The sequence below is a fragment of the Halomonas sp. H33-56 genome (assembly GCF_040147035.1).
Classification (GTDB): Bacteria; Pseudomonadota; Gammaproteobacteria; order Pseudomonadales; family Halomonadaceae; genus Halomonas; species Halomonas litopenaei.
The window spans coordinates 3,754,368-3,777,715 of sequence record NZ_JAMSHP010000001.1; the positions used below are offsets into that span (position 1 = coordinate 3,754,368).

Annotated in this window: 16 protein-coding genes and 1 pseudogene; 3 read left to right on the forward strand and 14 right to left on the reverse strand. The window is 62.9% G+C overall.

All coding sequences use genetic code 11. From position 1 onward, the window contains the following. The first annotated feature begins 79 nt into the window (after window positions 1-79). Entirely contained in the window at window positions 80-2,524 is a 2,445-nt protein-coding gene (gene plsB / locus NFH98_RS16025; RefSeq protein WP_306168902.1) for a glycerol-3-phosphate 1-O-acyltransferase PlsB, read from the forward strand. Here plsB and NFH98_RS16030 read toward each other — a convergent pair. The 6 genes from NFH98_RS16030 to ampD all read right to left on the reverse strand — a co-directional run bounded on the left by NFH98_RS16030 (window position 2,508) and on the right by ampD (window position 10,734). Beyond that, window positions 2,508-3,212, reverse strand: a complete 705-nt coding sequence (locus NFH98_RS16030) for a class I SAM-dependent methyltransferase (RefSeq protein WP_306168922.1) — start codon at window positions 3,210-3,212, stop codon at window positions 2,508-2,510. The two genes, plsB and NFH98_RS16030, sit on opposite strands and share 17 nt — an antisense overlap. A 38-nt stretch (window positions 3,213-3,250) precedes the next feature. Beyond that, window positions 3,251-3,970 carry a tRNA (adenosine(37)-N6)-threonylcarbamoyltransferase complex dimerization subunit type 1 TsaB gene (gene tsaB, locus NFH98_RS16035; RefSeq protein ID WP_306168901.1) on the reverse strand — a complete coding sequence of 240 codons (720 nt, stop codon included), beginning with the start codon at window positions 3,968-3,970 and terminating at the stop codon, window positions 3,251-3,253. A 100-nt stretch (window positions 3,971-4,070) separates the two neighbouring features. Beyond that, window positions 4,071-4,727 carry an adenylate kinase gene (gene adk / locus NFH98_RS16040; RefSeq protein WP_222516010.1) on the reverse strand — a complete coding sequence of 219 codons (657 nt, stop codon included), beginning with the start codon at window positions 4,725-4,727 and terminating at the stop codon, window positions 4,071-4,073. Between the two features lie 289 nt (window positions 4,728-5,016). Next, window positions 5,017-7,071, reverse strand: a complete 2,055-nt coding sequence (aceF, locus tag NFH98_RS16045) for a pyruvate dehydrogenase complex dihydrolipoyllysine-residue acetyltransferase (protein ID WP_108448209.1) — start codon at window positions 7,069-7,071, stop codon at window positions 5,017-5,019. A 74-nt stretch (window positions 7,072-7,145) separates the two neighbouring features. After that, a complete protein-coding gene (aceE, locus tag NFH98_RS16050; RefSeq protein WP_045992830.1) occupies window positions 7,146-9,818 on the reverse strand; it encodes a pyruvate dehydrogenase (acetyl-transferring), homodimeric type in 2,673 nt (890 codons plus the stop codon). A 358-nt stretch (window positions 9,819-10,176) separates the two neighbouring features. After that, complete coding sequence (gene ampD, locus NFH98_RS16055; protein ID WP_222516011.1) at window positions 10,177-10,734, reverse strand: 1,6-anhydro-N-acetylmuramyl-L-alanine amidase AmpD; 558 nt, start codon at window positions 10,732-10,734, stop codon at window positions 10,177-10,179. Window positions 10,735-10,841: 107 nt separating this feature from the next. Between ampD and nadC the strand changes: the two genes are divergently transcribed. Beyond that, entirely contained in the window at window positions 10,842-11,699 is an 858-nt protein-coding gene (gene nadC, locus NFH98_RS16060) for a carboxylating nicotinate-nucleotide diphosphorylase (RefSeq protein WP_222516012.1), read from the forward strand. A 185-nt stretch (window positions 11,700-11,884) separates the two neighbouring features. On the opposite strand, the gene NFH98_RS16065 is transcribed toward nadC, so the two are convergent. After that, window positions 11,885-12,406, reverse strand: coding sequence for a GNAT family N-acetyltransferase (locus NFH98_RS16065; protein ID WP_045992833.1), 522 nt, complete (start codon window positions 12,404-12,406; stop codon window positions 11,885-11,887). Between the two features lie 283 nt (window positions 12,407-12,689). Here NFH98_RS16065 and tsaA point away from each other — a divergent pair, with 283 nt between their 5' ends. After that, on the forward strand, window positions 12,690-13,427 hold the full coding sequence (tsaA, locus tag NFH98_RS16070; RefSeq protein ID WP_222516013.1) for a tRNA (N6-threonylcarbamoyladenosine(37)-N6)-methyltransferase TrmO: 738 nt from the start codon (window positions 12,690-12,692) through the stop codon (window positions 13,425-13,427). A 187-nt stretch (window positions 13,428-13,614) separates the two neighbouring features. Here tsaA and NFH98_RS16075 read toward each other — a convergent pair whose 3' ends face one another. The 7 genes and pseudogenes from NFH98_RS16075 to dapA form a co-directional block, all read right to left on the reverse strand. After that, window positions 13,615-15,996 carry a YadA family autotransporter adhesin gene (locus NFH98_RS16075; RefSeq protein WP_502878752.1) on the reverse strand — a complete coding sequence of 794 codons (2,382 nt, stop codon included), beginning with the start codon at window positions 15,994-15,996 and terminating at the stop codon, window positions 13,615-13,617. Between the two features lie 99 nt (window positions 15,997-16,095). Further along, on the reverse strand, window positions 16,096-17,976 hold the full coding sequence (locus tag NFH98_RS16080) for a YadA family autotransporter adhesin (RefSeq protein ID WP_349622941.1): 1,881 nt from the start codon (window positions 17,974-17,976) through the stop codon (window positions 16,096-16,098). Window positions 17,977-18,327: 351 nt separating this feature from the next. Continuing rightward, a pseudogene (locus NFH98_RS21025) lies at window positions 18,328-19,020 on the reverse strand (hypothetical protein); the annotation flags it as partial. 834 nt (window positions 19,021-19,854) lie between these two features. Continuing rightward, complete coding sequence (gene purC / locus NFH98_RS16085) at window positions 19,855-20,568, reverse strand: phosphoribosylaminoimidazolesuccinocarboxamide synthase (RefSeq protein WP_045992003.1); 714 nt, start codon at window positions 20,566-20,568, stop codon at window positions 19,855-19,857. Window positions 20,569-20,624: 56 nt separating this feature from the next. Then, entirely contained in the window at window positions 20,625-21,422 is a 798-nt protein-coding gene (locus tag NFH98_RS16090; RefSeq protein ID WP_348827020.1) for an MBL fold metallo-hydrolase, read from the reverse strand. Beyond that, entirely contained in the window at window positions 21,422-22,387 is a 966-nt protein-coding gene (locus NFH98_RS16095) for an outer membrane protein assembly factor BamC (protein ID WP_045992001.1), read from the reverse strand. The genes NFH98_RS16090 and NFH98_RS16095 overlap by 1 nt, the downstream gene beginning before the upstream one ends. Before the next feature lie 60 nt (window positions 22,388-22,447). Then, window positions 22,448-23,332, reverse strand: coding sequence for a 4-hydroxy-tetrahydrodipicolinate synthase (gene dapA / locus NFH98_RS16100; RefSeq protein WP_045992000.1), 885 nt, complete (start codon window positions 23,330-23,332; stop codon window positions 22,448-22,450). Window positions 23,333-23,348: the final 16 nt, after the last annotated feature.

The window sequence follows — 23,348 nt, forward strand, 5'->3', positions numbered from 1 at the left end:
ACCCGATCGTTATACTGACGGCACGACATGGATGGCCCGCAGACGGTCCTCGCCTACTGCCCCGAACAACGGAATTGCTATGCCTGGCATGCTTCGCGCACCGCTGCGCCGACTCATCGAACTGTGGACCGAGGTTCGGCTGGCGGAACCGACGCCGGATAAACTGGCGCTGGATCCGCAGCTGCCGACGCTCTATGTGCTACCGCGCCCCTCGCTGAGCGACGCCCTGCTGCTGGACAGCTACTGCCAACGTCATGGCCTGCCCCCGGCGCGTGGCCGGTTGGCGCTGCCCGACAGCAACCTGCCGCGCTGCGTGGCGCTGCCGGCACGCCGGTTCCGGCTGTGGCCGGGCCAAGCCACCGGTGTCGCGCCCTTCACCGAGCTGATCACCAGCGACACCCGGATACAGCTGGTGCCCGTCAGTGTGTTCTGGGGGCGAGCCCCGGGCAAGGACTTCGGCCTCTGGCATCTGCTGGCAGCGGACAGCTGGCGCCTGACCGGACGACTGCGGCGAGCGCTGTCGGTGCTGGTCAACGGCCGCGACGTGGAAATCCAGTTCGGCGCCCCGCTGCACCTCGAAGAACTGCATGACGGTGACGCCCCACGCACCAACCGCAAGGCGGCAAGGCTGTTGCGGGTACACTTTCGCCGGGTGCGTACGCGGGTGCTGGGGCCGGACCTGTCGCACCGCAGCACGATGATTCAGGGAGTGGTGGCAAGCGACGAGGTGCGTCGGGAGATCGACCAACTGGCAGAGAAGGCCAGCTCACACAAACGACTCAAGCGACGCGCCAGACGCTATGGCCACGAGATCGCGGCCAACATGACCTATCCGGTGCTGCGCTTTCTGGCCGGCGCCTTGAAGCGCCTGTGGAACCGGCTCTACGACGGCGTCGACGTCAATGGTCTGGAAGAGGTCAAGGCCCTGGCCGAGGATCACACCCTGATCTACGTGCCCTGCCACCGCAGCCATATCGACTACCTGCTGCTGTCCTACGTGCTCTACCGCGAAGGCTTGATGCCACCCCACATCGCCGCAGGACGCAACCTTGACATGCCGTTGATCGGCCCTTTGCTGAGACGTGGTGGCGCCTTCTTCCTGCGTCGCAGCTTTCGCGACAACCGCCTCTACGGCGCGGTGTTCAACGAATATCTGCACCGCCTGCTGGCCCGGGGCTATCCGATGGAGTACTTCATCGAAGGCGGTCGTTCCCGCAGCGGTCGCATGCTCACGCCTCGTCCCGGCATGCTGGCGATGACACTGCGGTCCTTCCTGCGCTGCCAGCGGGTCGACGAGCGGCCGATGGTCTTTGTTCCGGTCTATATCGGCTACGAGCGTATTCTCGAGAACTCCAGCTACCAGCGCGAACTGGGCGGTGGCAAGAAGCGCAAGGAGTCCCCGCTGGATCTGCTGCGGGTGCTCGGACGTCTGCGCGAGCCCTACGGCCGGGTATCGGTCAATATCGGCGAGCCGCTGCCCATCGGGGGCTTTCTCGATAGCCACGCCCCCGGCTGGCGAGACGACGAGTCGCCGCGCCCCGACTGGCTGGCACCGACGGTCACCACGCTTGGCAGATCCCTGACCCGGCGCATCAACCGGGTGGCGGCGCTGAATGCCATCAACCTGACAGGCCTAGCGCTACTCTCGTCGCCGCACCGCGCCCTGGAGTACGCCACCCTGACCGACCAGCTCGCCCTGCTCTGTCGCCTGGCCGACAGCCCCGCCTGCGGCGAAAGACCCAGTCTGCCCGACGAGTCTCCGGAAGCCTGCATCGCCAGGGCGGTGGACCTGGACATGGTCGAGCGCCACGCCCATAGCCTTGGTGACATCGTTAGCGCCACGCCCGAGCAAGCGGCACTGCTGGCCTGGTATCGCAACAACGTGCTGCACCTGTTCGCCCTGCCGGCGCTGGTCGCCTTCGCCTTTCGCAGCCGCCACCAACGCAGCCTCCACGAACTCTGCGACCTGTTGACGCCGCTTTGGCCACCGCTGGCCCGGGAGTTCTGTGTCGATGAAAGCGCGGACATGAAGGAACGCCTCGCGGCCATTCTTGCCGTCCAGGTGGACCTGGGGCTGCTGGAGCGCCATGGCGAAGGCTTTACGCCGGTGGAAAGCCTAGAAGGCCGAGAACGCCTCGAACTGATCGGCCGCATGATCCAGCCATCGCTGGAGCGCAACGCCCTGCTGATCGAGGTGCTGCTGCGATCCGGATCGGGGGCACTGGACCGGGCCACCCTGAAGGAGCGCTCGCGTGCGCTGTCGGAGCGCCTTGGACTCCTCAGCGGTCGCGAGGCACCGGAGTTCTTCGACCCCAAGCTGTTCGAGACCCTGATCGATACCCTGGAACAGGAAGGCTGGGTGTGGCTCGAGCAGGACCGGCTGCACTTCGACGAGTGCCTCAAGCGCGCGGCCCAGCGGGCCTCACGCCTGCTCGACGCCTCGCTGCGACGGCGACTGGCGTTGATCAGCCGTCACCGCGAGGAGGCCGCCGAGGCTCCCTCGGAGGTCAGCGCTCAGCCTTGAGCGAGCGGTGCACGTAGATGTCGTAGCGGCTGGTCTTCTCCTCGAGTCGATGCCTCGGCTCGGGGCCTGCTATGGGAGGCGCCTTGCGCGGACGCTTGACCACCACGCGGTGGCTGGCGACGTCCAGCGCCGCTTCCAATAGCCGCGGTGCATCGTCATCGTCCCCCGCCAACTCGCGAAACAGCCGCATCTCCTTCTTGACCAGGGCCGACTTGTCGCGGTGGGGGAACATCGGGTCCAGGTGGATCACTTCCGGGGCTACCCCGGCCGCTGCCACGATGTCGCCAAGCTCACGACTGCTGTCGCCATGGGCAAGGTGCATGTGCGCCGCCGCTTCCTGAGTGTCGCTATCCTCCCGGGCACGCCGGAGTCCGTCATCCAGCAGGGCCGCAATCGCGGCTACCCGCTCGATCAGCAGCACCTCGGCGCCCAGGCTCGCCAGCACGAAGGCGTCACGGCCTAGACCCGCGGTGGCATCGATGATGCTCGGGGTGACGCCCTTGGCAAGACCACAGGCCCGAGCCACCAGTTGACCGCGCCCGCCGCCGAAACGCCGTCGGTGGCCGGCTCGCCCACCGACGAAGTCCACCCACAGCGGCTTGCCATAGCGGGCCTCGTCACCGACCAGCACCAGCCGACCCTGGTCATCCCATTCCAGCGCCAGCGCCGCCTCGGGATCGCTGTCCATAACGAAAGGCAGCGCCATGTCAGGGCTCAGGCGAACACTCACGAACGCGCCTTTCGCTCGGCCTTCTTCCAGGCCACCTGATCGCGCAGATAGACGGGCTGGGCGTCATGGGGGCGCTGGGCATCGCCTGCGACAAAGACCTCGACGGCCAGCCGCACCATGTCCTCGGCGGCAGGGTCGGCATCGGTCACGGTCAGGTTGAGGCTGGCCTGGATCTCGGCGGGCATCTGATCCCACAGCGCCCAGCCAGACCCCAGTCCCACCCAATCATGGTCTTCATGCTCGCGGGGCAGCACCAGCCGTTCGGGCGGCAGCACCGCTTCGTCCATCAGTGCCAACGGCCGCCCATCCTCGACCCGCCAGGCACCGACGTAGATTTCGCCCATGCGGGCGTCCAGCGCGGTGACCATGTAGCGATAGCGATGGCGCAGGTGGCCGCCCAGCGCCAGTGCCTCCAGCGTCGATACACCGACCAGCGGGCGGTCCAGTCCGTAGGCCAGCCCCTGGGCCACACCCGCGGCAATCCTCAAGCCTGTGAAGGAGCCTGGTCCGCGCCCGTAGGCCACGGCGTCCAGTTCGCTGGCCGCCACCCCGGCCTCGGCCAGCACTTCGTCGACCATCGGCAACAGACGGCGGGTATGCTCTCGCGGGGTCTGCGCAAAACGCGCTATCACCTCGTCCGGGCTACCCTCCTGGCGACGCAGCAGGGCCGCGGAGCAGGCGCTCGAGGAGGCATCGAGGGCCACAATCAAGGTCATGTCAGGCTCATCCTGGTAGTGAATCCGGCACATTATAAACGACTCACGGCCCGCCTTGGGGCGAGCCGTGAGTCGAATGCAGCAAGCGTGGTGCGGTAGATCAGCCTTCGAGGGCCTCGCGCACCTGACGGGTGATGTCATCGACACTCCCCACGCCTTCCACGCGATGATAGCGCGGGGCATCCTCAGGCGCCTGCTGGGCCCATTGCTGGTAGTAGCCCACCAGCGGCTCGGTCTGCTCGTGGTAGACCGACAGACGATTGCGAACGGTATTCTCGCGATCATCATCACGCTGAACCAGCGCCTCGCCGGTCACATCATCCTTGCCGTCTTCCTTGGGCGGATTGTGGTCGACGTGGTAGACGCGGCCGGACGCCGGGTGGACCCGACGACCCGCCAAACGATTGACGATTTCCTCGTCGGCCACGGCGATCTCGAGCACGTGATCGATCTTGACGCCACCTTCCTTCATGGCATCGGCCTGGGGAATGGTGCGCGGGAAGCCGTCAAACAGGAAACCGTTGGCGCAGTCAGGCTGGGTGATGCGTTCCTTGACCAGGGCGATGATGATGTCATCGGAGACCAGGCCACCGGTGGTCATGATTTCCTTCACCTTGAGGCCCAGTTCACTGCCTTCCTTGACCGCTGCACGCAGCATGTCACCAGTGGAAATCTGTGGGATATCGTAGCGCTCACAGATGAATTGGGCCTGGGTGCCCTTGCCGGCACCCGGGGCACCCAAGAGGATCAAGCGCATCGTTGGAACTCCTTCGAGAAAGCGAAAAGTCGGGGTGAAGAATGGGTTAAGCGAACAATACCCGTGCCGTCTTGGCGACACAACCTGAGGTTACTCGCAACTCACCGAAAACCTGCAGAAAAAGCGTTTAACATCAAGCTGCTGGCATCTAGATTGCACTTTGGTCAGGAGTCATAGAAGCGTCACGATTCGCCCGGCCTGGCACATCCACATGGCACGCTGTCAGAGCTGACGGCAGGACGAGAAACGGCGCCTTGCGGCGCCGTTCTGTTCTCGCATTCGGCCTGAATTACAGCAGAAGGCGACGCACGTCGGTCAACAACTGTCCCAGCAACGCGGTGAAGCGCGCGGCATCGGCGCCGTTGACGGCACGGTGGTCATAGGACAGCGACAGCGGCATCATCAGTCGCGGCTGGAAGTCCGCGCCATTCCACACCGGCTTCATCGACGCCTTGGAAACCCCGAGGATCGCCACCTCCGGCGGGTTCACGATGGGCGTGAAGGCGGTCCCGCCGATGGAGCCCAGGCTCGAGATGGTGAAGCAACCACCGGTCATCTCGTCACGCTTGAGCTTCTTCGACTGAGCCTTCTTGGCCAGCTCCACCGACTCCTTGGCCAGGTCGATCAGCGACTTCTTGTCGGCATCGCGGATCACCGGCACCATCAGGCCATCGGGCGTGTCCACGGCAATACCGATGTGCACGTACTTCTTCTGCACCACGGTCTCGCCGTCGGCCTTGAGGCTGACGTTAAACTGCGGGTACTTGTTCAAGGCATAGGCGCACGCCTTGATCAGGAACGGCAGCGGAGTCAGCTTGGCGCCCTGGGCTTCCGCCTCGGCCTTCATCGACTTGCGGAAGGCCTCGAGCTCGGTGATGTCCGCCTCGTCGAACTGCGTGACGTGGGGAATATTGACCCAGCTGCGATGCAGATTGTTGGCGCCCATCTTCATCAGGCGGCCCATCTGCTTCTCTTCGATCTCGCCGAACTGGCTGAAGTCCTGATCCGGGATCGGCGGAATGCCAGAGCCCCCGGCAGCAGGTGCCGCAGCGGCGTCGCTCTTGCCCTTGCCCTGGTTGGCCATGGCCTGCTTGACGTAGTTCTGCACGTCTTCCTTGAGCACTCGGTCCTTGGGACCGGAGGGCTTCACCAAGGCCAGGTCGACACCCAGTTCGCGGGCCAGCATGCGCACCGCAGGGCCGGCGTGGACGCTCTTGGCATCACGCGGCTTGTCGGCCACCGCAGAGCCCTGACCGGACGCCGCCTGCTGCTTGGGCGCGTCCTTCTTCGGGGCATCCTTTTTCGGGGCGTCCTTCTTGGGAGCGTCCTTCTTCGGCGCCTTCTTCTTGGGCGCCGCGCCGGCGACCTCGATGTAGCCGATCAGGTCACCCTCGGAGACACTGTCGCCTTCCTTCACCGACAGCTCCACCACCTTGCCCTTGAACGGACTCGGCACGTCCATGGAGGCCTTGTCGGACTCCAGGGTGATCAGGGCGTCCTCGACGTCCACCTCGTCACCTTCGCTGACGGCCATCTCGATGATCGGCACGTCGCTGGAACCGGACAGGTCGGGGACACGAACCTCCTGACGACCACCTTCGGCGGCCTCGTCGTCGGAATCGTCCTCTTCCTGCTCTTCCGACGCGCTTTCGGCGGACTCGGCTGCACTATCATCGGCAGACTCATCGGCCGACTCATCGGCAGAGTCGTCATCGCCATCATCGCCTTCACCGGCGACTTCCATGGAGCCGATGACGTCACCTTCGGAGACGGTATCCCCTTCCTTGACGTTCAGGCTGACCAACTTGCCGGCGTGGGGGCTCGGCACGTCCATGGAGGCCTTGTCGGACTCCAGGGTGATCAGGGTGTCTTCCTCGCCGACCTCGTCGCCTTCGGACACCGCCACCTCGATGATCTCGACGTCGCTGGAGCCACCCAGGTCCGGCACCTTGATCTCGACGGTCTTGCTGCCACCGCCGCTCTTCTTCTTCGGTGCCGGCTTGTCGTCGGACTTGGGCGCTTCCTGCTCGTCGCCGCCGGAATCGGCCTGCGACTCTTCAGCCGAATCGGCGTCGGCGTCAGCATCCTCGTCGGCGTCGCCACCACCTTCGGCCTCGATCTCGACGATGTCATCGCCTTCCGAGACGGTGTCGCCTTCCTTGACCAGAACCTTGAGGACCTTGCCGCCCTTGGGCGCCGGCACGTCCATGCTGGCCTTGTCGGATTCCAGGGTAATCAGGGTGTCTTCCGGCTCGATCACGTCACCTTCGGACACCGCGACTTCGATGATTTCCACATCGGTGTCACCACCGATATCGGGCACTTTGATGATTTCGCTACTCAAGGTCGCGCTCCTTCAAACTCTTGACGGAGGCGGGCCACCGGCCCGCCATGCCACCGGACAGTCCAACCGATGCCTTACACCTCGAGCGGGTTGGGCTTATTCGGGTCGATGTCGTACTTCTTGAGTGCCTCGGCCACGACCTTGCGGTCGATCTCGTCACGATCGGCCAACGCCTTGAGCGCCGCCACGGTGACGTAGTAGCGGTCGACCTCGAAGAACCGGCGAAGCGCTTCGCGGGTGTCGGAGCGACCATAGCCGTCGGTGCCCAGTACATGATAGTCGGTCGGCACCCAGGCGCGGACCTGGTCGGCGTACAGCTTCATGTAGTCGGTCGAGGCGATCGCCGGTCCCTTGCGCCCTTCCAGACACTTGGTGACGTGAGGCTTCTCGGGGTCGGCATCCGGGTTGATGAAGGCCTGACGATCCAGCCCCAGGGCCTCGCGGCGCAGCTCATTGAAGCTGGTCACGCTCCAGATGTCGGAGCCCACACCCCACTCTTCGGCCAGTATCTCGGCGGCAGCCTCGACCTCGCGCAGGATGGTACCGGAGCCCAGCAGCTGGACGTGGCCCTTCTTGCCCTTGGTCTCGCGCAGCAGGTACATGCCCTTGATGATGTCCTCGGCGGGAATCTCCTCGAGCTCGGGGTGCTCGTAGTTCTCGTTCATCAGGGTCAGGTAGTAGAAGCAGTTTTCCTTGTCGGAGAACATCCGCTTCAGACCATCCTGCACGATGACCGCGACTTCGTGCCCGTAGGTCGGGTCATAGGTGCGGCAGTTCGGGATCATCGCTGCCTGCAGCAGGCTGTGACCGTCCTGGTGCTGGAGACCCTCGCCGTTGAGCGTGGTACGACCGGCGGTACCACCGCACAGGAAGCCGCGAGCCTGCATGTCACCGGCGGCCCAGGCCAGATCACCGATCCGCTGGAAGCCGAACATCGAGTAGTAGATGTAGAACGGCAGCAGAGTGGTGTTGTTGTTCGAGTACGAGGTGGCCGCGGCAATCCAGGCAGACATGGCGCCGGCCTCGGTGATGCCTTCCTCGAGGATCTGACCCTTCTGATCCTCGCGGTAGAACATGATCTGGCCCTTGTCGACCGGCTCGTACTTCTGGCCTTCGGAGGTGTAGATACCGAGCTGACGGAACATGCCCTCCATACCGAAGGTGCGCGCCTCGTCGGGGATGATCGGGACCACCCGCTTGCCGATCTTCTTGTCCTTGACCAGGCCATTGAGGATCCGCACGAAGGCCATGGTGGTGGACACTTCGCGGCCCTTGGAGCCGCCGGTCTGGGAGGCGAAGGTCTTGTCATCGAGGCCGGGAATCTCGAGCGCCTCGAAGTCATTGCGACGGCTCGGCAGATAGCCGCCCAGCTGTTCGCGCTGATAGTGCATGTACTTCATTTCGGGCGAATCGTCGTCCGGCTTGTAGTACGGCACTTCCTTGAGCTGGTCGTCGGAGATCGGGATGCCGAAGCGATCACGGAAGCGCTTGAGCGCCTCGTACTCCATGGTCTTGACCTGGTGCGCCTCGTTGGCCGCCTCGCCGTCGCCGCCACCCATGCCGTAGCCCTTGACGGTATGCGCCAGGATCACGGTGGGGCGACCATTGGGTTTGGTGGTCGCCTCGTGGTACGCCGCGTAGACCTTGAACGGATCGTGGCCACCGCGATTGAGCTTCCAGATGTCCTCGTCGGACATGTCCTTGACCAGGTCGGCGGTCTCCGGGTACTTGCCGAAGAAGTGCTCACGGGTGTAGGCACCGCCGTTGGCCTTGTAGTTCTGGTAGTCGCCGTCGACCGCCTCGTCCATGCGCTTCTGCAGCATGCCCTTCTTGTCCTTCTCGAAGAGCGGGTCCCAGTGACGACCCCAGACGACCTTGAGCACGTTCCAGCCGGCACCGCGGAAGACACCCTCGAGCTCGTCGATGATGCGGGAGTTGCCGCGCACCGGGCCATCGAGACGCTGCAGGTTGCAGTTGATAACAAAGATCAGATTGTCGAGCTTCTCGCGGCTGGCCAGGTGGATGGCGCCGAGAGATTCCGGCTCGTCACACTCACCGTCGCCCATGAAGCACCAGATCTTGCGATCCTGCATGTCGTGCAGCTCGCGGGAGTGCAGGTACTTCATGACGTGGGCCTGGTAGATCGCCTGGATCGGGCCCAGACCCATGGAAACCGTCGGGAACTGCCAGAACTCCGGCATCAGCCACGGGTGCGGGTAGGATGACAGGCCGTTGCCATCGACTTCCTGGCGGTAGCTGTCCATCTGCTCTTCGGTCAGCCGGCCCTCGAGGTAGGCGCGGGCGTAGATGCCCGGTGCCACGTGACCCTGGATGTAGATCAGGTCGCCTTCGAAGTCGCCGTTGGGGGCACGGAAGAAATGGTTGAAGCCCACGTCGTAGAGAGTCGCGGAGGACATGAAGCTGGCGATGTGGCCACCCAGTCCCGGCTTCGCCTTGTTGTTGCGAATGACCTGAGCGATGGCGTTGTAGCGGATCACCGAGCGAATACGACGCTCCATGAACAGATCGCCAGGCATCGGGGCCTCGCAGTGCACCGGAATGGTGTTGCGATGCGGGGTGGTGACCGAGAAGGGCACCTGCATGCCGTCCTGGCGATAACGGTCGGCGAGCCGCGTCATCAGGTACCGGGCACGATCCTCGCCCTCACGATCCAGAACAGACTCCAGGGAATCCAACCATTCCTGGGTTTCGACCGGATCGAGATCTTCTCTTGAACCAAGACTCATAGAACGTCTCTCCGAATGACGATGGGGGTCCATTGCCCCACGATCGAGGCCAATGAGCGAGCGGGATAGAGGGGGTGATTCCCCGCCCGCCTCGCAGCGTCAGGCATGTAGTAATATTACTAGAATGTCCGTGCCAAACGAGCACGATTGGGCAAGAAGATACCTCAAACGCCCTGCACTGCCAATTGAAGCAGCTATGGAAATATTTTTCAATTACCTCATATTGCACTGCAACACAATGGCTTAACCCAAAGGGGGTATGACTTAAGCGCCTCAAGTCAGCCACTTGTAAACAAACTACCGTTTGACCTGAAGGTGATGGCTCGCGCTATGCCGAAACGATGCATCGCATCTTCATCTAGCGGTGCTGCAAACAGCGCCGCAGGTACGCCCAGTCGAAGGAGGGGCCGGGATCGGTCTTTCGCAGGGGAGCGATTCGCGCGTGACTGGTCAGTCGTTGGGGGGTGATCTCGGGGTAGACGTCAAACAGCGCGTGCAGCACCTGGGCCAGGGCACGGTACTGGGCGTCTCGATAGGGCGACACCTCGTCCCCTTCGAGCTCGATCCCGATCGAGAAGTCGTTGAGCTCGCGGCGCAGGCAATGGCCATCGAACCAGCTGGAGCGTCCCGCGTGCCAGGCCCTCGCCTCGAAGGGCGCAAACTGAACACACTCTCCGTCGCGACGGATCAACAGATGCGCCGAGACCTTGAGTCCGGCGATACTCGCGAAGTAAGGGTGGGCCTCGGGATCCAGACGGTTGGTGAACAGTTCCTCGATGTGCTCGCCGCCGAATTGACCCGGCGGCAGACTGATGGAATGCACCACTACCGCCGATATTTCTCGTTCGGGTCGTTCATTGACGTTGGGCGAAGGCACTCGCCTGGCCCCGTCGAGCCACCCGTCGTGACACTGCATGCTGGTGTCTCCATTGTCTGAATATGGGATCGTCACCTCGCCCACTGACGTCGAGGTGCTAGTGCCCCTATAATGTCGGCTCCACGCGCCGCAATACAGAGATACCCATGCACTTTCAGGACGCCCTTGCCGAAGACATCCGCAACAGTGCCGCTCGCCTGCTGGCCGAGGACGTCGGTCCGGTGGACATCACCGCCCAACTGATTCCCGAAAAGCATCTGGGCAAGGCCCGCGTCATCAGCCGCGAGCCGGCGATACTCTGCGGCGTGGCCTGGGTCGACGAACTGTTCCGCCGCCTCGATCCCCGGGTCGCTCTGACCTGGCACGCCGCGGACGGCGATCGACTGACGCCAAACGAGCCCTTTCTCGAACTGGCCGGCCCCGCACGCAGCCTGCTGACCGGCGAGCGCGCGGCTCTCAACCTGCTGCAGACGCTGTCGGCCACCGCCACGCGCACCCGCCACTACGTCGACCTGCTCGAGGGCACCGGTGTGCGGCTGCTCGACACCCGCAAGACGTTGCCAGGTCTGCGTATCGCCCAGAAGTACGCGGTGGCCTGTGGCGGTGGCTGCAACCATCGGATCGGCCTCTACGACGCCTTCCTGATCAAGGAAAACCATATCTCGGCCTGCGGCGGCATCGCCGGCGCCGTGAAGGAGGCCCGCAGCATCGCGCGTGACCTGACGGTGGAGGTGGAAGTCGAGACCTTCGAGGAACTGGATCAGGCGCTGGCCGCCGGCGCCGACGTGATCATGCTCGACAACTTCTCACTGGATGACATGCGAGAAGCGGTGCGCCGCGTCGCAGGCCAGGCGACGCTGGAGGCGTCCGGCAATGTCGACGAGACGACGCTGAAAGCCATCGCCCAGACAGGTGTCGACTGCATCTCGAGCGGTGCACTGACCAAGGACGTGAAAGCCATCGACCTGTCCATGCGCATGGTCGAGGAAGGCCCGGCAGGCTGACGCCCTGCCCGTTTCGAGAAGCGATCCCCCGGCCTGGACCCTGGCCCATACCTGGGGGCTATTCTTGAAGGGCACTCTCGGGGGCACTCCTGGAGATTACTCTCAGGGGGCTCTCCAGCGGGGGGGCTCTCCAGCGTCCAGCGGGGCCAGCGTCCAGCGGGGGGCATTCCAACGTCCAGCGGAGGTCACTCCAACGGCTTGCTCATGCATAGCCGTGGCAGCAGCTCTCCGGCGCGCTCGACCCACTCTTCACCGTGGGATTCCCAGCCAGCGTCGAGCAGTGGCTCTGCCAGCATCAGGCTGGCTTCGATGATCATCCGCCGGGCGCCGGCGTTTCTCAGGCGCTCCTCGGCAAGCGACAGCAAGCGGCCGCCGATGCCCTGGCCGGTCAGCGAGGGCCACACATAGAGCGTCTCGACGCGCGCGCGACCGGGGTCCAACTCGACAAAGCCGACGCAGCGACCGTCACACTCGGCCACCAGGGTAGTAAACAATGCCTGACGAGCACGCCAGGCGGAACCGTCCCTGGGCAGCGCCGAAGCCCAGGCCTGACGCTGGGCCAGGCTGTAGTGGCGACTGGCCCCCATCATGACGGCGTGATAGAACACTTCGGCCTGATCCGAGCCATCCTTGGCGAGGGCCTCACGATAGTGAATACGGGAACGTCGCTCGACCGGCATGGCTTGCGACATTCTGGGTTCGGACATGTAGGGAACTCCTGCAGGACTGGAGACGGATAATCCGGCGCGTCGAGGTTCGCCAAGCCTAATCAGATAACGGGCGCGATCCAACACTCCTGACCACCCTGATGCCCGGCGACGCTGTTTCATGCCCAACTGGAGCTTTGTCATGTCACGATACCTGCAAGCACGTTGCTGGAGCCATTCAGGTCAACCCTGACCCACTTCCTGCGTCATCAGAGTTTCGACATCAGAGCATCGACGTAACAGCATCCACATCAACGCCTCGACATCAGAGCCTCACCAGATCATGCCCGACGACTTCTATACCCTGACGCCCATCGGCACCATACGCAGCGACTTCCCGGACAAGTTCGGCGTACCCCGTCAGCCAGGGCTTGCAGAAGATGCCAGAGCTCGTCTGGTGCTGGAGGGCGACTTCGCCGATCCCATGGCCGTACGTGGGCTGGAGGGGTTCAGCCACCTGTGGCTGACCTTCATCTTTCACCTTAGTCCGCCCCACTGGAAAGCGATGGTCCGTCCGCCTCGACTGGGAGGAAATGCACGAATAGGCGTATTTGCCAGCCGCAGCACCCACCGCCCCAACCGTCTCGGGCTCTCGCTGGTGGAGTTGATCGACATCGATACGCGCGACGGCGTCAGCCTGGTGCTCAAGAGCGCCGATCTGGTCGACGGCACACCAGTGGTGGATATCAAGCCATACCTGCCCTGGGCCGAGAGTCGCCCCGACGCCCGTACCGGTTTTGCACCTGAAGCGCCGACGCAGCATCCGGTGGTGTTCTCGGCCGAGGCCGAAGCGGTGCTTTCCAGCAGCGACAACGATGGTTCCTTGCGTCGCTTGATCGCCCAGGTCCTCGCCCAGGACCCGCGCCCCGCCTATCGCAGCAAGGGCAGTGACGACGATCGCCAGTACGGCGTCAGCCTGAGAGGTTTCAACGTGCGTTTTCGCGCCGAAAACGACAAGGGCGCCCTGCGCTTTCGCGTGGACGCCCTTGAAACCGGACAGGAACCAGGACGAGACGACTAACCCGCTGTGCTCGCAACTCCACTGGCCGCAGCATCATATGCCGCTACTTTAACTTCCGCGCCCCCTGTCACTGTGCATCGACGCCGATCACCATCCGTGATCGCGACACCGTCAGTACCGCTGTGTCTTGCGACACAGCCGCACCCAAGGTGAACGACCAGATTTTCGTTTGACCTGCCCACTGGTCTCAATCGATGACCCCGGAGATTCCCAGACCGATCGTTGGGCCACCGTGGGAGGCGCCAATCCCCATCCCGACACTCCAGCGGCCAGTATCAGCGGTTCGTCGTACGCTCACACCTAGTGCCGATTCTCCGTTGTAGTAGCCAGTCCCCACATGATAGGTGAGCTTTCCTGCGACATAGGGTGCATCGCCCATGGCGGCCAGGGCCGCGATCCCCGCACTGGCATCTCGCTCTACTTCGTCAATCTTGTGGTCGAGTTGGTTGTAGTCGGAAGTGAACTTACGGTTCAGTTCATTGAGCTGCGACATGTTGACCGCATCGGTGGGTGCCGAACCGGCAGCCACGTTATGCAACTGGGTGGGGCCACTGCCATTGCCCAGGCTGACAGAGTGGTAGTCGACGCTGCCATCCTCGCTACGATCGTAGTTGACCGCTCCCTCTTGCACGGCACTGAGCTGGCGCACATTGACCGCATCGGTGTCCTCGGTGCCCCCCGCGACGTGGGTGATCTGACGTTCACCACCCTCGCTGCCGACCGCAACAGCTCCCTTGGATGACTCCACCGCCACGTGCGAAAAGGCTTCCTCCTCCCCCTTCATGCCTTCTCTATCGGCCACAGCGCCATCACCAAGTGCAACACCTCCTTCAGCTTGTGCCTTGGCGCCACCTCCGATGGCAACGGTGTCTGCAGCACTAGTAGTGGCAGCGTCTCCCTGCGAATTCGCCTGGAAGTACTTGGTGTCCTGACCACTCAGTGCCAGGTCGCCGATATCCTCCATCAAGTCCCAGATCTGACCACCATTGACCGCATCAGTACTGCCTTGATGGATATCGCCTTCGGCCAGATTGCTGATCACGGTACCACCGTCGGCACCAGCCAGAGTGATCTTTCCCTGGTTGGAATCTGGGTCATATTGCACGACATTCTGGGCCGGGTTGCCACTGCCTCCCCCCAAGCTGTCGAGGGTCGTCTGGATATCACCGACATCGCCTTCAAGATTGGTGAGACGACCATTGGTGGCGTGGAGCTGACTGCCGTTGACCGCCTCTAGACTGGTGTCGGAAAGCGACCCATCCGCAATATTACCGAGCACGGTACCGCCGAAGGCTCTACCAGGCGACTTCAGGGTTACGTGGTTCCAGTCGACGCTGCCGTCGTTGAAGTGGTCATACGCCACCACTTCCTCAAGCGCCTTATTGGTCGCATGGAGCTGGCTGCCATTGACCGCATCGGTACTGGTAGCGGAGATTCGACCCGCGGCCAGGTGGGTCAAGGTTCGCTCCTGCCCTTCGTCACCGATGCTGACGGTAGCAATGGGGTTTGTGCCGGCGTATTCATGCTGTTCACCGAAGATAATGCCTGACTCGGTGCCTATTGCCTCCTGTGAGGTCGACTGGGCCCCCAACGCCACATCCATAGCCTGATTGGCGCTGGCTCCAGCACCCAGGGCCATCGCCTGCTCGCCCGAGGACACTGCCGTACTACCGACCGCAATCGCATCTTCCAGCAGGGTGTGGCTCTGGTCGCCAATGGCAACCGCACCGGCTGCCCCTATCTCCACCTTGGCGCTCACCCCCATACCGATGGCGTCATCGCCATTGACCGTGGTATCAGGCCCAATGGCGATGGAGCCTTCGCCGGTGGCGAGGGCGTCGACTTCCCCTCCCCCGTTGGCATGAAAATACAGCGATCCCGTATCCGAGAGCGACCCCACGGCCCCCTTGAGCTGACGCATGGTCACCGCATCGTGATCCTCGATACCATCGGCGATGTTGATCAACTGGCGATACTCACCGTCCCGCCCCACGGAGACCGCTCCCATTAGATCGGCGTCCGAAGTGTTGTATTGAATGGTGGCATTGCCCACGACGATCTGGCCGGAGACCTTCGCCACCTCGCGGTTCGCGATCGCTCCGCTGCCCAGTGCCACGCCGCCAAACACCGAGCTTGAAGCGCCATTGCCGATGGACACCGCATTGGTTGCCGACGACACCGCCGCCGGCCCCATCGCCAGGCTGTCTGTGCCGCTGGCACTGGCGCCGCTACCGCTGGATTTTGCCTGGTAGTAGATGCTGTCGGCGGCGATATCCCCCAGGTTGGTGGTGAGATTGGCGACATCGCCTTCGTTCTGGGTCACGCGCACATTCGTCGCGTTCAACTGACGACCGGTGACCGCATCGGTGCTGTCGGTGGACAGGGTGGCGTCGGTCAGATTGGTGATTCGGGTACCGGCATCGCCGGCCAGGGTGATACTGCCCTCATTGAGCGTGCCACCGGTGCCGCGGTCGTAGACCACTGCGCCCTCGGCCAGATTCCCCAGGTTGGTGGTGAGGTTGGTGATATCGCCTTCGTTCTGACTGACTCGAGCATTGGTCGCGTTCAACTGACGACCGGTGACCGCATCGGTGCTGTCGGTGGACAGGGTGGCGTCGGTCAGATTGGTGATTCGGGTTCCGGTATCACCGGCCAGGGTGATGCTGCCCTAATTGAGCGTGCCACCGGTACCGCGGTCGTAGACCACTGCGCCCTCGGCCAGATCCCCCAGTGCCTGATTGGTGGCATGGAGCTGGCTGCCGTTGACCGCGTCGGTACTGGTGGCCGAGAGTCGACCTGCTGCCACGTGTGTGATGGTACGCTCGCTGCCGCTGGTGCCCACGCTGACCGTACCGGTCGGGCTGCTGCCGGCCAAGGCGTAGTCAGTACCGGCCACGGTGGCCGTGGTGGTGGCCACCGCCGCTTCCGTGGTGGCACCGTTACCCAAGGCTACGCTGTTGGCGACGCTGGCCTTCGCGCCATTGCCGATGGCCACCCCATTGGTTGCCGACGACACCGCCGCCGGCCCCATCGCCAGGCTGTCGGTGCCGCTGGCACCGGCGCCGCTACCGCTGGATTTGGCCTGGTAGTACGCGCTATCGGCGGCGATATCCCCCAGGTTGGTGGTGAGATTGGTGATATCGCCTTCGTTCTGGGTCACCCGCACATTGGTGGCGTTCAACTGACGGCCGGTGACCGCATCGGTGCTGTCGGTGGACAGGGTGGCGTCGGTCAGATTGGTGATTCGGGTACCGGCATCGCCGGCCAGGGTGATACTGCCCTCATTGAGCGTGCCGTCGTCGCTGCGGTCGTAGACCACCGCACCGGCCGCCAGATCCCCCAGGTTGCTAGTGAGGTTGGTGATATCGCCTTCGTTCTGACTGACTCGAGCATTGGTCGCGTTCAACTGACGACCGGTGACCGCATCGGTGCTGTCGGTGGACAGGGTGGCGTCGGTCAGATTGGTGATTCGGGTACCGGCATCGCCGGCCAGGGTGATACTGCCCTCATTGAGCGTGCCTCCGGTACCGCGGTCGTAGACCACTGCGCCGTCGGCCAGATCCCCCAGTGCCTGATTGGTGGCATGGAGCTGGCTGCCGTTGACCGCGTCGGTACTGGTGGCCGAGAGTCGACCTGCTGCCACGTGGGTGATGGTGCGCTCGCTGCCGCTGGTGCCCACGCTGACCGTACCGGTCGGGCTGCTGCCGGCCAAGGCGTAGTCAGTACCGGCCACGGTGGCCGTGGTGGTGGCCACCGCCGCTTCCGTGGTGGCACCGTTACCCAAGGCTACGCTGTTGGCGACGCTGGCCTTCGCGCCATTGCCGATAGCTACCCCATTGGTTGCCGAGGACACCGCCGCCGGCCCCATCGCCAGGCTGTCGGTGCCGCTGGCACTGGCGCCGCTGGCGGAAGAGTTGGCCTGGTAGTAGATGCTGTCGGCGGCGATATCCCCCAGATTGGTGGTGAGATTGGCGATATCGCCTTCGTTCTGAGTCACGCGCACATTCGTCGCGTTCAACTGACGACCGGTGACCGCATCGGTGCTGTCGGTGGACAGGGTGGCGTCGGTCAGATTGGTGATTCGGGTACCGGCATCACCGGCCAGGGTGATGCTGCCCTCATTGAGCGTGCCGTCGTCGCTACGGTCGTAGACCACTGCGCCGTCTGACAGATCTCCCAACGCCTGCACGCCTTCAGACAGTTCTCCCAGCGCCTGATTGGTGGCGTTCAGCTGACTGCCGTTGACGGCATCCGTGCTGGTGACAGCTAACCGTCCGGCCGCTACGTGGGTAATAGTACGCTCGACGCTGGCTACCGCATTGCCCCCGCTATCGGTCGTTGCCGCCGCGCCAAGGCTCAGAGTGCCTGTCGGTGCCGCACCGGCGAAACTGTAGCTCTTGCCCGCGATGGTAGCCTGGGTGGTTCCCACCACCGCCTCGGTGGTGGCGCCGTTTCCCAAGGCCACGCTGTTGGCCACGCTGGCCTTGGCATTGGTACCGATGGCAATGGCATTGCTGGCGGACGCCTCTCCGGAATCACCGAGCACCATGGAGTAGTTGCCACTCGCTTTCGACCAATTTCCCACTACATTGGTAGCGGCGCCGGCGACGGTATTTTGAAGACCTACTACATTGGCACCAGTAGCAGTCGATGACAGCGTGTTACTTGAGCCGAAAACACCGGAAAAATCGCTGGTCACGTTATTGGTATTGCCAACGACCCGGACTGCATTGCCTTGAACGGTATTGTTGAGACCAATCGCAGACGCATATGTCGATGCGCCTTCGATCTTGTTGGAAGTACCAATGGCAATCGCGCTCTTGGCGCCTGTCGATGTGGAGTTGCTCTCACCCAATGCAAGGCTATTGTCGCCATTGGAAACGTTGAGATGGCCAGCACTGACACTTTTCGCGCCGTTGGCAACACTGCCTGATCCCAGTGCCGTGGAGTGGCTACCCGTCGCTTTAGCCGTGGCCCCAAGTGACGTCGCATTGGTCGCCGTGGACGTCGCCTTTGCGCCAATAGCAAGACTCGAGGTGGCGCTGGCAACGGACCCTCCGGTCAGGTCTCCGCCAATGGCAATGGCGTTTACACCTATCGCTTGTGCGCCGTTTAATCGAGCGACCGTGCCGCTAGACAGTGCCCCGCCACCAATAGCGACGCCATTCTTGCTTTTCGCATAAGCCCCACGCCCGATCGAGACACCGGCTAAGCCGCTGGTAACAGCCTGATCGCCCAGGGCAATACCAGAATCTGCCGCCGCACTCGTGGTCGCATAGTAGCCCATCGCGATAGAGGCATCACCATCGCCAACGGCACCGGTGCCTATATGGATGGCAGATGCCCCCGCAGCGGGCTGGATGCCCACCGGCGCCAGATAACGATTGACGACAAACTGTTCAGGCTTGTCGGCAGGCGTCGACGTCTCACCTGGCATGACGCATCTATCTTTAGTCGGTGACGTCAGAGGTATCATTGCCTCCTCTGACGCTATGTTGCCGACTTCACCTGCCACCGTCGGACAGTCATCAACGAGGGGGCCAGCCTCCGCTTTACTCGACCCCAGCCCAGGCGTGACAGCCGATAGAGACATCAGGATACAGGTGATACAAACGCTTTTTGTCCCACTTCTTGCTGTTTTGAGCGAGTTAACGAACAAAAAAGTACGGCTATCCAATTCACTCACTCCGACCTCCTTGCCACCAATACTTAGGTGACATCTTCGTGCGCCACCAAAACACTCACTTTCATCCGAAATCCATCTTCAACCACCCAAAACTCTCTTATAAAAATCCTAAAAACAGAAAAACGAATCAAAAAACCAATAGCGTGCAGAAACCCGACTTCTTTACACAAAACTTTCGAAAAGAAACATGATTAAAAAATCTACACGCGCAGCGCTGTCACTTCCATTTTTAAACGTGACACAGATCATTTCTTGCTTGTAATTGGCGCAAGGCGCGCCAAATAAAGCACAAAAACTGACGGTCCGTTTCAGAAGCTGTACGGGCACTGATGAGATTCATCTTTCCACCCAGCCATAGCCAGGTGCCATCAAAAACTGACGAGCGATGGTCAAATAAACAGGAATTTTCCCGACAGCTCAGTGCAAAGGAAGGTGCTGTACTGCGGTTAGACGCAGCCACACCAGGCACAGGGGGCTTCAGGACTTGCGGGAATGCGAATAACGTTGCCGCACACCTATCCGAGTCGACACTTCCCAGTACCCAACATCAGCGTAGCGCCAGGAACTTCATTCACTCGTGGGAGCCCAGCCATTGGTACAGACGTGGGCAGCGGAAAGCAGATCGCCCGGGCCAGGCCCGGGCGATCCTCTACATGCTTTCGGCGTTATCACCACTTGCACCACCGTCGTTGCATCATGCCCTTGCGGCAGTCAGCGCAGACCAGTGCCGGCAAGCGGCTGTCAGCTGAAATCGATGCCGATACGACGGCCGACTTCCTCGTAGGACTCGATGACACTGCCCAGCCCCTGGCGGAAGCGATCCTTGTCGAGCTTTTCGCGGGTCTTGGCGTCCCACAGGCGGCAGCCGTCCGGCGAGAATTCGTCACCCAGCACGATCTTGCCGTGGAATACGCCGAACTCGAGCTTGTAGTCCACCAGCAGCATGCCGCCGTCGGCGAACAGCTGCTTGAGCACCTCGTTGACCTTGAAGGTCAGAGCCTTCATCTCGGCCAGTTGCTCGGCGCTGGCCCAACCGAAACTTTCGGCCAGGGACTCGTTGACCATGGGATCGTGGAGCTCGTCGTTCTTCAGGAACAGCTCGAAGGTCGGCGGTGTCAGCGGCTCGCCTTCCTTGACGCCGAGGCGCTTGACCAGACTGCCGGCGGCGATGTTGCGTACCACACACTCCACCGGAATCATGTCGAGCTTCTTGACCACGCACTCGGTGGGCGACAGCAGCTCTTCCACGTGGGTGGGGATGCCGGCCTCTTCCAGCTTGGCCATGATGAAGGCATTGAAGCGGTTGTTGACCATGCCCTTGCGCTCGAGCGACTCCATGCGGCGTCCGTCGAAGGCGCTGGTGTCGTCACGAAAGTGCAGGATCAGACGATCCGGGTCATCGGTGGCATAGACCGACTTGGCCTTGCCGGCATAGAGTTCTTCGCGCTTTTCCATGGGTGCCTCCACAGGCAAATCAAAAAAAGGGGTTCAAGCAGGACCAGGGTCCTGAATCAGTGAATCGCTTGCCAATCCAGGCCGTCATCCTGGGCAGCCACGGTCAGGCGGGTCTCGTCGCCATCCAGCAGAGGCGTCAATGCCTCCAGAGCGAGTTCGGGGCGGTTATTATGCTCCGACAGGTGGGAGCAGACGATACGCTGCAGCCGATCCAGCCCCAGTTCGGTCAACAGCGCCGCAGCCTGGCCATTGGCCAGGTGCCCCCAACGTCCGCCGACACGGCGCTTGAGACTGGGCGGATAGGGGCCTTCAGCCAGCATGCGCACGTCATGATTGCACTCGAGCACGAGGGCATCGCAGCCACGGAAGGCCTGGCGCACGTGTTCGCTGGGGTGGCCCAGGTCGGTCAGCAGCCCCAGCTTCCTGTCACCTGCGGCGATACGAAACTGCACCGGCTCTCGGGCGTCATGGGGCACCGTGATGGCGTCGACGTCGAGTCCCTTGATGGCAAAGCGCGACTGAGGGGTGATCCAGTGGGTCCGGGGGAGCCGGCCGAGCTTGCCGGATAGCCAGGTGCCCGGGGTCAGATGTACCGGCAGGTCATAGCGACGGGCCAGGGGGCCGATGCCACGCACATGGTCGCCATGTTCGTGGGTGACCAGCAAGGCATCGAGCTGACGCGGATGGACACCCAACCGCGCCAGCCGGCGTTCTGCCTCCTTGAGACCGAAACCGCAGTCCACCAGCAACATCGACTCGCCGTCGCTGACCAGGGTGGCGTTGCCCTTGCTTCCGCTGCCCAGGGAGGCGAAACGCAAGCCTCCCTGGGAACCATTGGCATGCCCGACGCTCATCAGCGCAGCAAGCCCTCCATGCGCTGCAGCAGCTCACGCTGGTCATCGCCGGAAAGCGGCTCGTCGTCGGCGCTACGTGCCTCCATCAGGGTTTCCTGGCCCTGGGGCGACAACCTGAGCTCGATGCGTTGCATCGACTCAAGCAGATCCATCGAGGTCAAGGAGTCGATGAAGCCACGGGTACGCTCGCTCTCGGTGATGTAATCGATCACGAAGCGCTTGCCGCTTTCATCCACGGAGACCAGTTCCCGGCGATCTTCCATCTCGAAGTTGTTCTCGAGCTGGAAGGCGAGCTCGGCGTAGGCCCGCTCGATGTCGAAGGGCATCACCATCACCCAGTCATCGCCGCGGGGCTCGAAGCGAACGCTGTCGGCTTCGGGCGTCTGCTGGGCCGACGCCGAGGCGATGCTGGCCGAGGCGCTACGCGCTTCAAAGTGACGCTGCAGAGAGTTCAGGCACAGCCGGTTGAGCTGGCCCGCGGTATCACAGCGCACCTCACTGGTGCCCGACCTGAGGCCCTGGCGCAGTACCAGGCTGGCGTCGGAGGTCTCGATGACACCGCTGGCGCTGTCGCTGCGGGTGATCTCCAGCCCGCGCTGTTCGACGAAGCGCTCGAGCTCCGGCCACACCACCGCAGGCGCGGCCCCTACCACCAGCCAGCGATCGGCGTCGGTCTCGCGCACCGCCACGTCACCGGCGGCCACCGCAGTGCTGGCAGACAGCGTCTGGGGCAAGGGCGCGGCGAAGTCCCCCTCGCGGGCGTAGAAGTCCCCGCGAGCCTGAGGCACCGGCATGATATCGCGATAGCGGCTCTGGTCGCGGCTGCCGGGGAGGGTCAGCGGAGCCGCCTGACGGGCGCCCGCGTAATCCTCGTTGCGATCGTGATAGTGACCGTCCTTGGCACAGCCGGCCAGGGTCAGGGCCGCGATCATCGCCAGCGGCAGTCCTTTAAGCGCAGAATTCATGCATCCACCTTGATTGAAAATTGGGTCCACGACATCACGACCGGAGGCACGGTTCAGGCGTCAGTCCTCGATCAGTCCTGCCAGCTGCAGGGCTTCGCTGATGGTGGAGTGATACTTCTCGCTCAGCCAGGTCAACGGCAGGCGGATGCCGGGCTCGATGATACCCATGCGGTTGAGCGCCCACTTGACGGGGATAGGATTGGCCTCGATGCCCAGGTTGGTATGCAGGGGTAGAAGCCGGGTGTTGATCTGGTGAGCCTTGTCGCTTTCACCGGCCACGGCGGCGGCGCACAACTCGTGCATGGCCTTCGGCGCCACATTGGCGGTCACCGAGATATCGCCATGACCGCCCATCAGCATGAAGTCGCAGGCGGTGGCGTCATCGCCGGAGTAGAGCATGAAGTCGCTGCCCTTGAGACGTTCGATCAGGTCCTCGGCGCGCTCCAGGTTGCCGGTGGCATCCTTGAGGCCGATGATGTTGTCGACCTCGGCCAGACGCAGCACGGTCTCGTTGTAGATGTCCGAACAGGTGCGTCCCGGCACGTTGTACAGGATCACCGGCAGATCACTGGTCTCGGCGATCACCTTGAAATGCTGATACAAACCTTCCTGGGTCGGCTTGTTGTAGTAAGGCGCCACGGTCAGGCAGTAGTCGGCCCCCACTTCCTTGGCGTAGCGGGTCAGCTCCACCGCCTCGGTGGTGTTGTTGGAGCCGGTGCCGGCGATGACGGGAATGCGGCCATTGACCTCTTCGACCACGCTGCGAATCACGTCGAAGTGCTCGGCGAAGGTCATGGTGGTGGGCTCACCGGTGGTACCCGCCGCCACGATGGCGTCTGTGCCATTGTCGAGGTGGAAATTCACCAGTTTGCGCAACACTTCCCAGTCGATATCGCCGTTGGCCTTCATCGGTGTCGCCAAGGCGACAATACTGCCCGTGATCATCCTCGTTGTTCCTCTG

What these genes read in the sequence shown, in the direction of transcription:
- tsaB (WP_306168901.1), bottom strand. Translation starts at nt 3,970, where the DNA reads ATGACCTTGATTGTGGCCCTCGATGCCTCCTCGAGCGCCTGCTCCGCG.
- NFH98_RS16065 (WP_045992833.1), bottom strand. Translation starts at nt 12,406, where the DNA reads ATGTCCGAACCCAGAATGTCGCAAGCCATGCCGGTCGAGCGACGTTCC.
- NFH98_RS16080 (WP_349622941.1), bottom strand. Translation starts at nt 17,976, where the DNA reads ATGGTGCTCGGTGATTCCGGAGAGGCGTCCGCCAGCAATGCCATTGCC.
- NFH98_RS16030 (WP_306168922.1), bottom strand. Translation starts at nt 3,212, where the DNA reads ATGGACAGCGATCCCGAGGCGGCGCTGGCGCTGGAATGGGATGACCAG.
- NFH98_RS16095 (WP_045992001.1), bottom strand. Translation starts at nt 22,387, where the DNA reads ATGAATTCTGCGCTTAAAGGACTGCCGCTGGCGATGATCGCGGCCCTG.
- ampD (WP_222516011.1), bottom strand. Translation starts at nt 10,734, where the DNA reads ATGCAGTGTCACGACGGGTGGCTCGACGGGGCCAGGCGAGTGCCTTCG.
- NFH98_RS16090 (WP_348827020.1), bottom strand. Translation starts at nt 21,422, where the DNA reads ATGAGCGTCGGGCATGCCAATGGTTCCCAGGGAGGCTTGCGTTTCGCC.
- nadC (WP_222516012.1), top strand. Translation starts at nt 10,842, where the DNA reads ATGCACTTTCAGGACGCCCTTGCCGAAGACATCCGCAACAGTGCCGCT.
- adk (WP_222516010.1), bottom strand. Translation starts at nt 4,727, where the DNA reads ATGCGCTTGATCCTCTTGGGTGCCCCGGGTGCCGGCAAGGGCACCCAG.
- aceE (WP_045992830.1), bottom strand. Translation starts at nt 9,818, where the DNA reads ATGAGTCTTGGTTCAAGAGAAGATCTCGATCCGGTCGAAACCCAGGAA.
- purC (WP_045992003.1), bottom strand. Translation starts at nt 20,568, where the DNA reads ATGGAAAAGCGCGAAGAACTCTATGCCGGCAAGGCCAAGTCGGTCTAT.
- plsB (WP_306168902.1), top strand. Translation starts at nt 80, where the DNA reads ATGCCTGGCATGCTTCGCGCACCGCTGCGCCGACTCATCGAACTGTGG.
- dapA (WP_045992000.1), bottom strand. Translation starts at nt 23,332, where the DNA reads ATGATCACGGGCAGTATTGTCGCCTTGGCGACACCGATGAAGGCCAAC.
- tsaA (WP_222516013.1), top strand. Translation starts at nt 12,690, where the DNA reads ATGCCCGACGACTTCTATACCCTGACGCCCATCGGCACCATACGCAGC.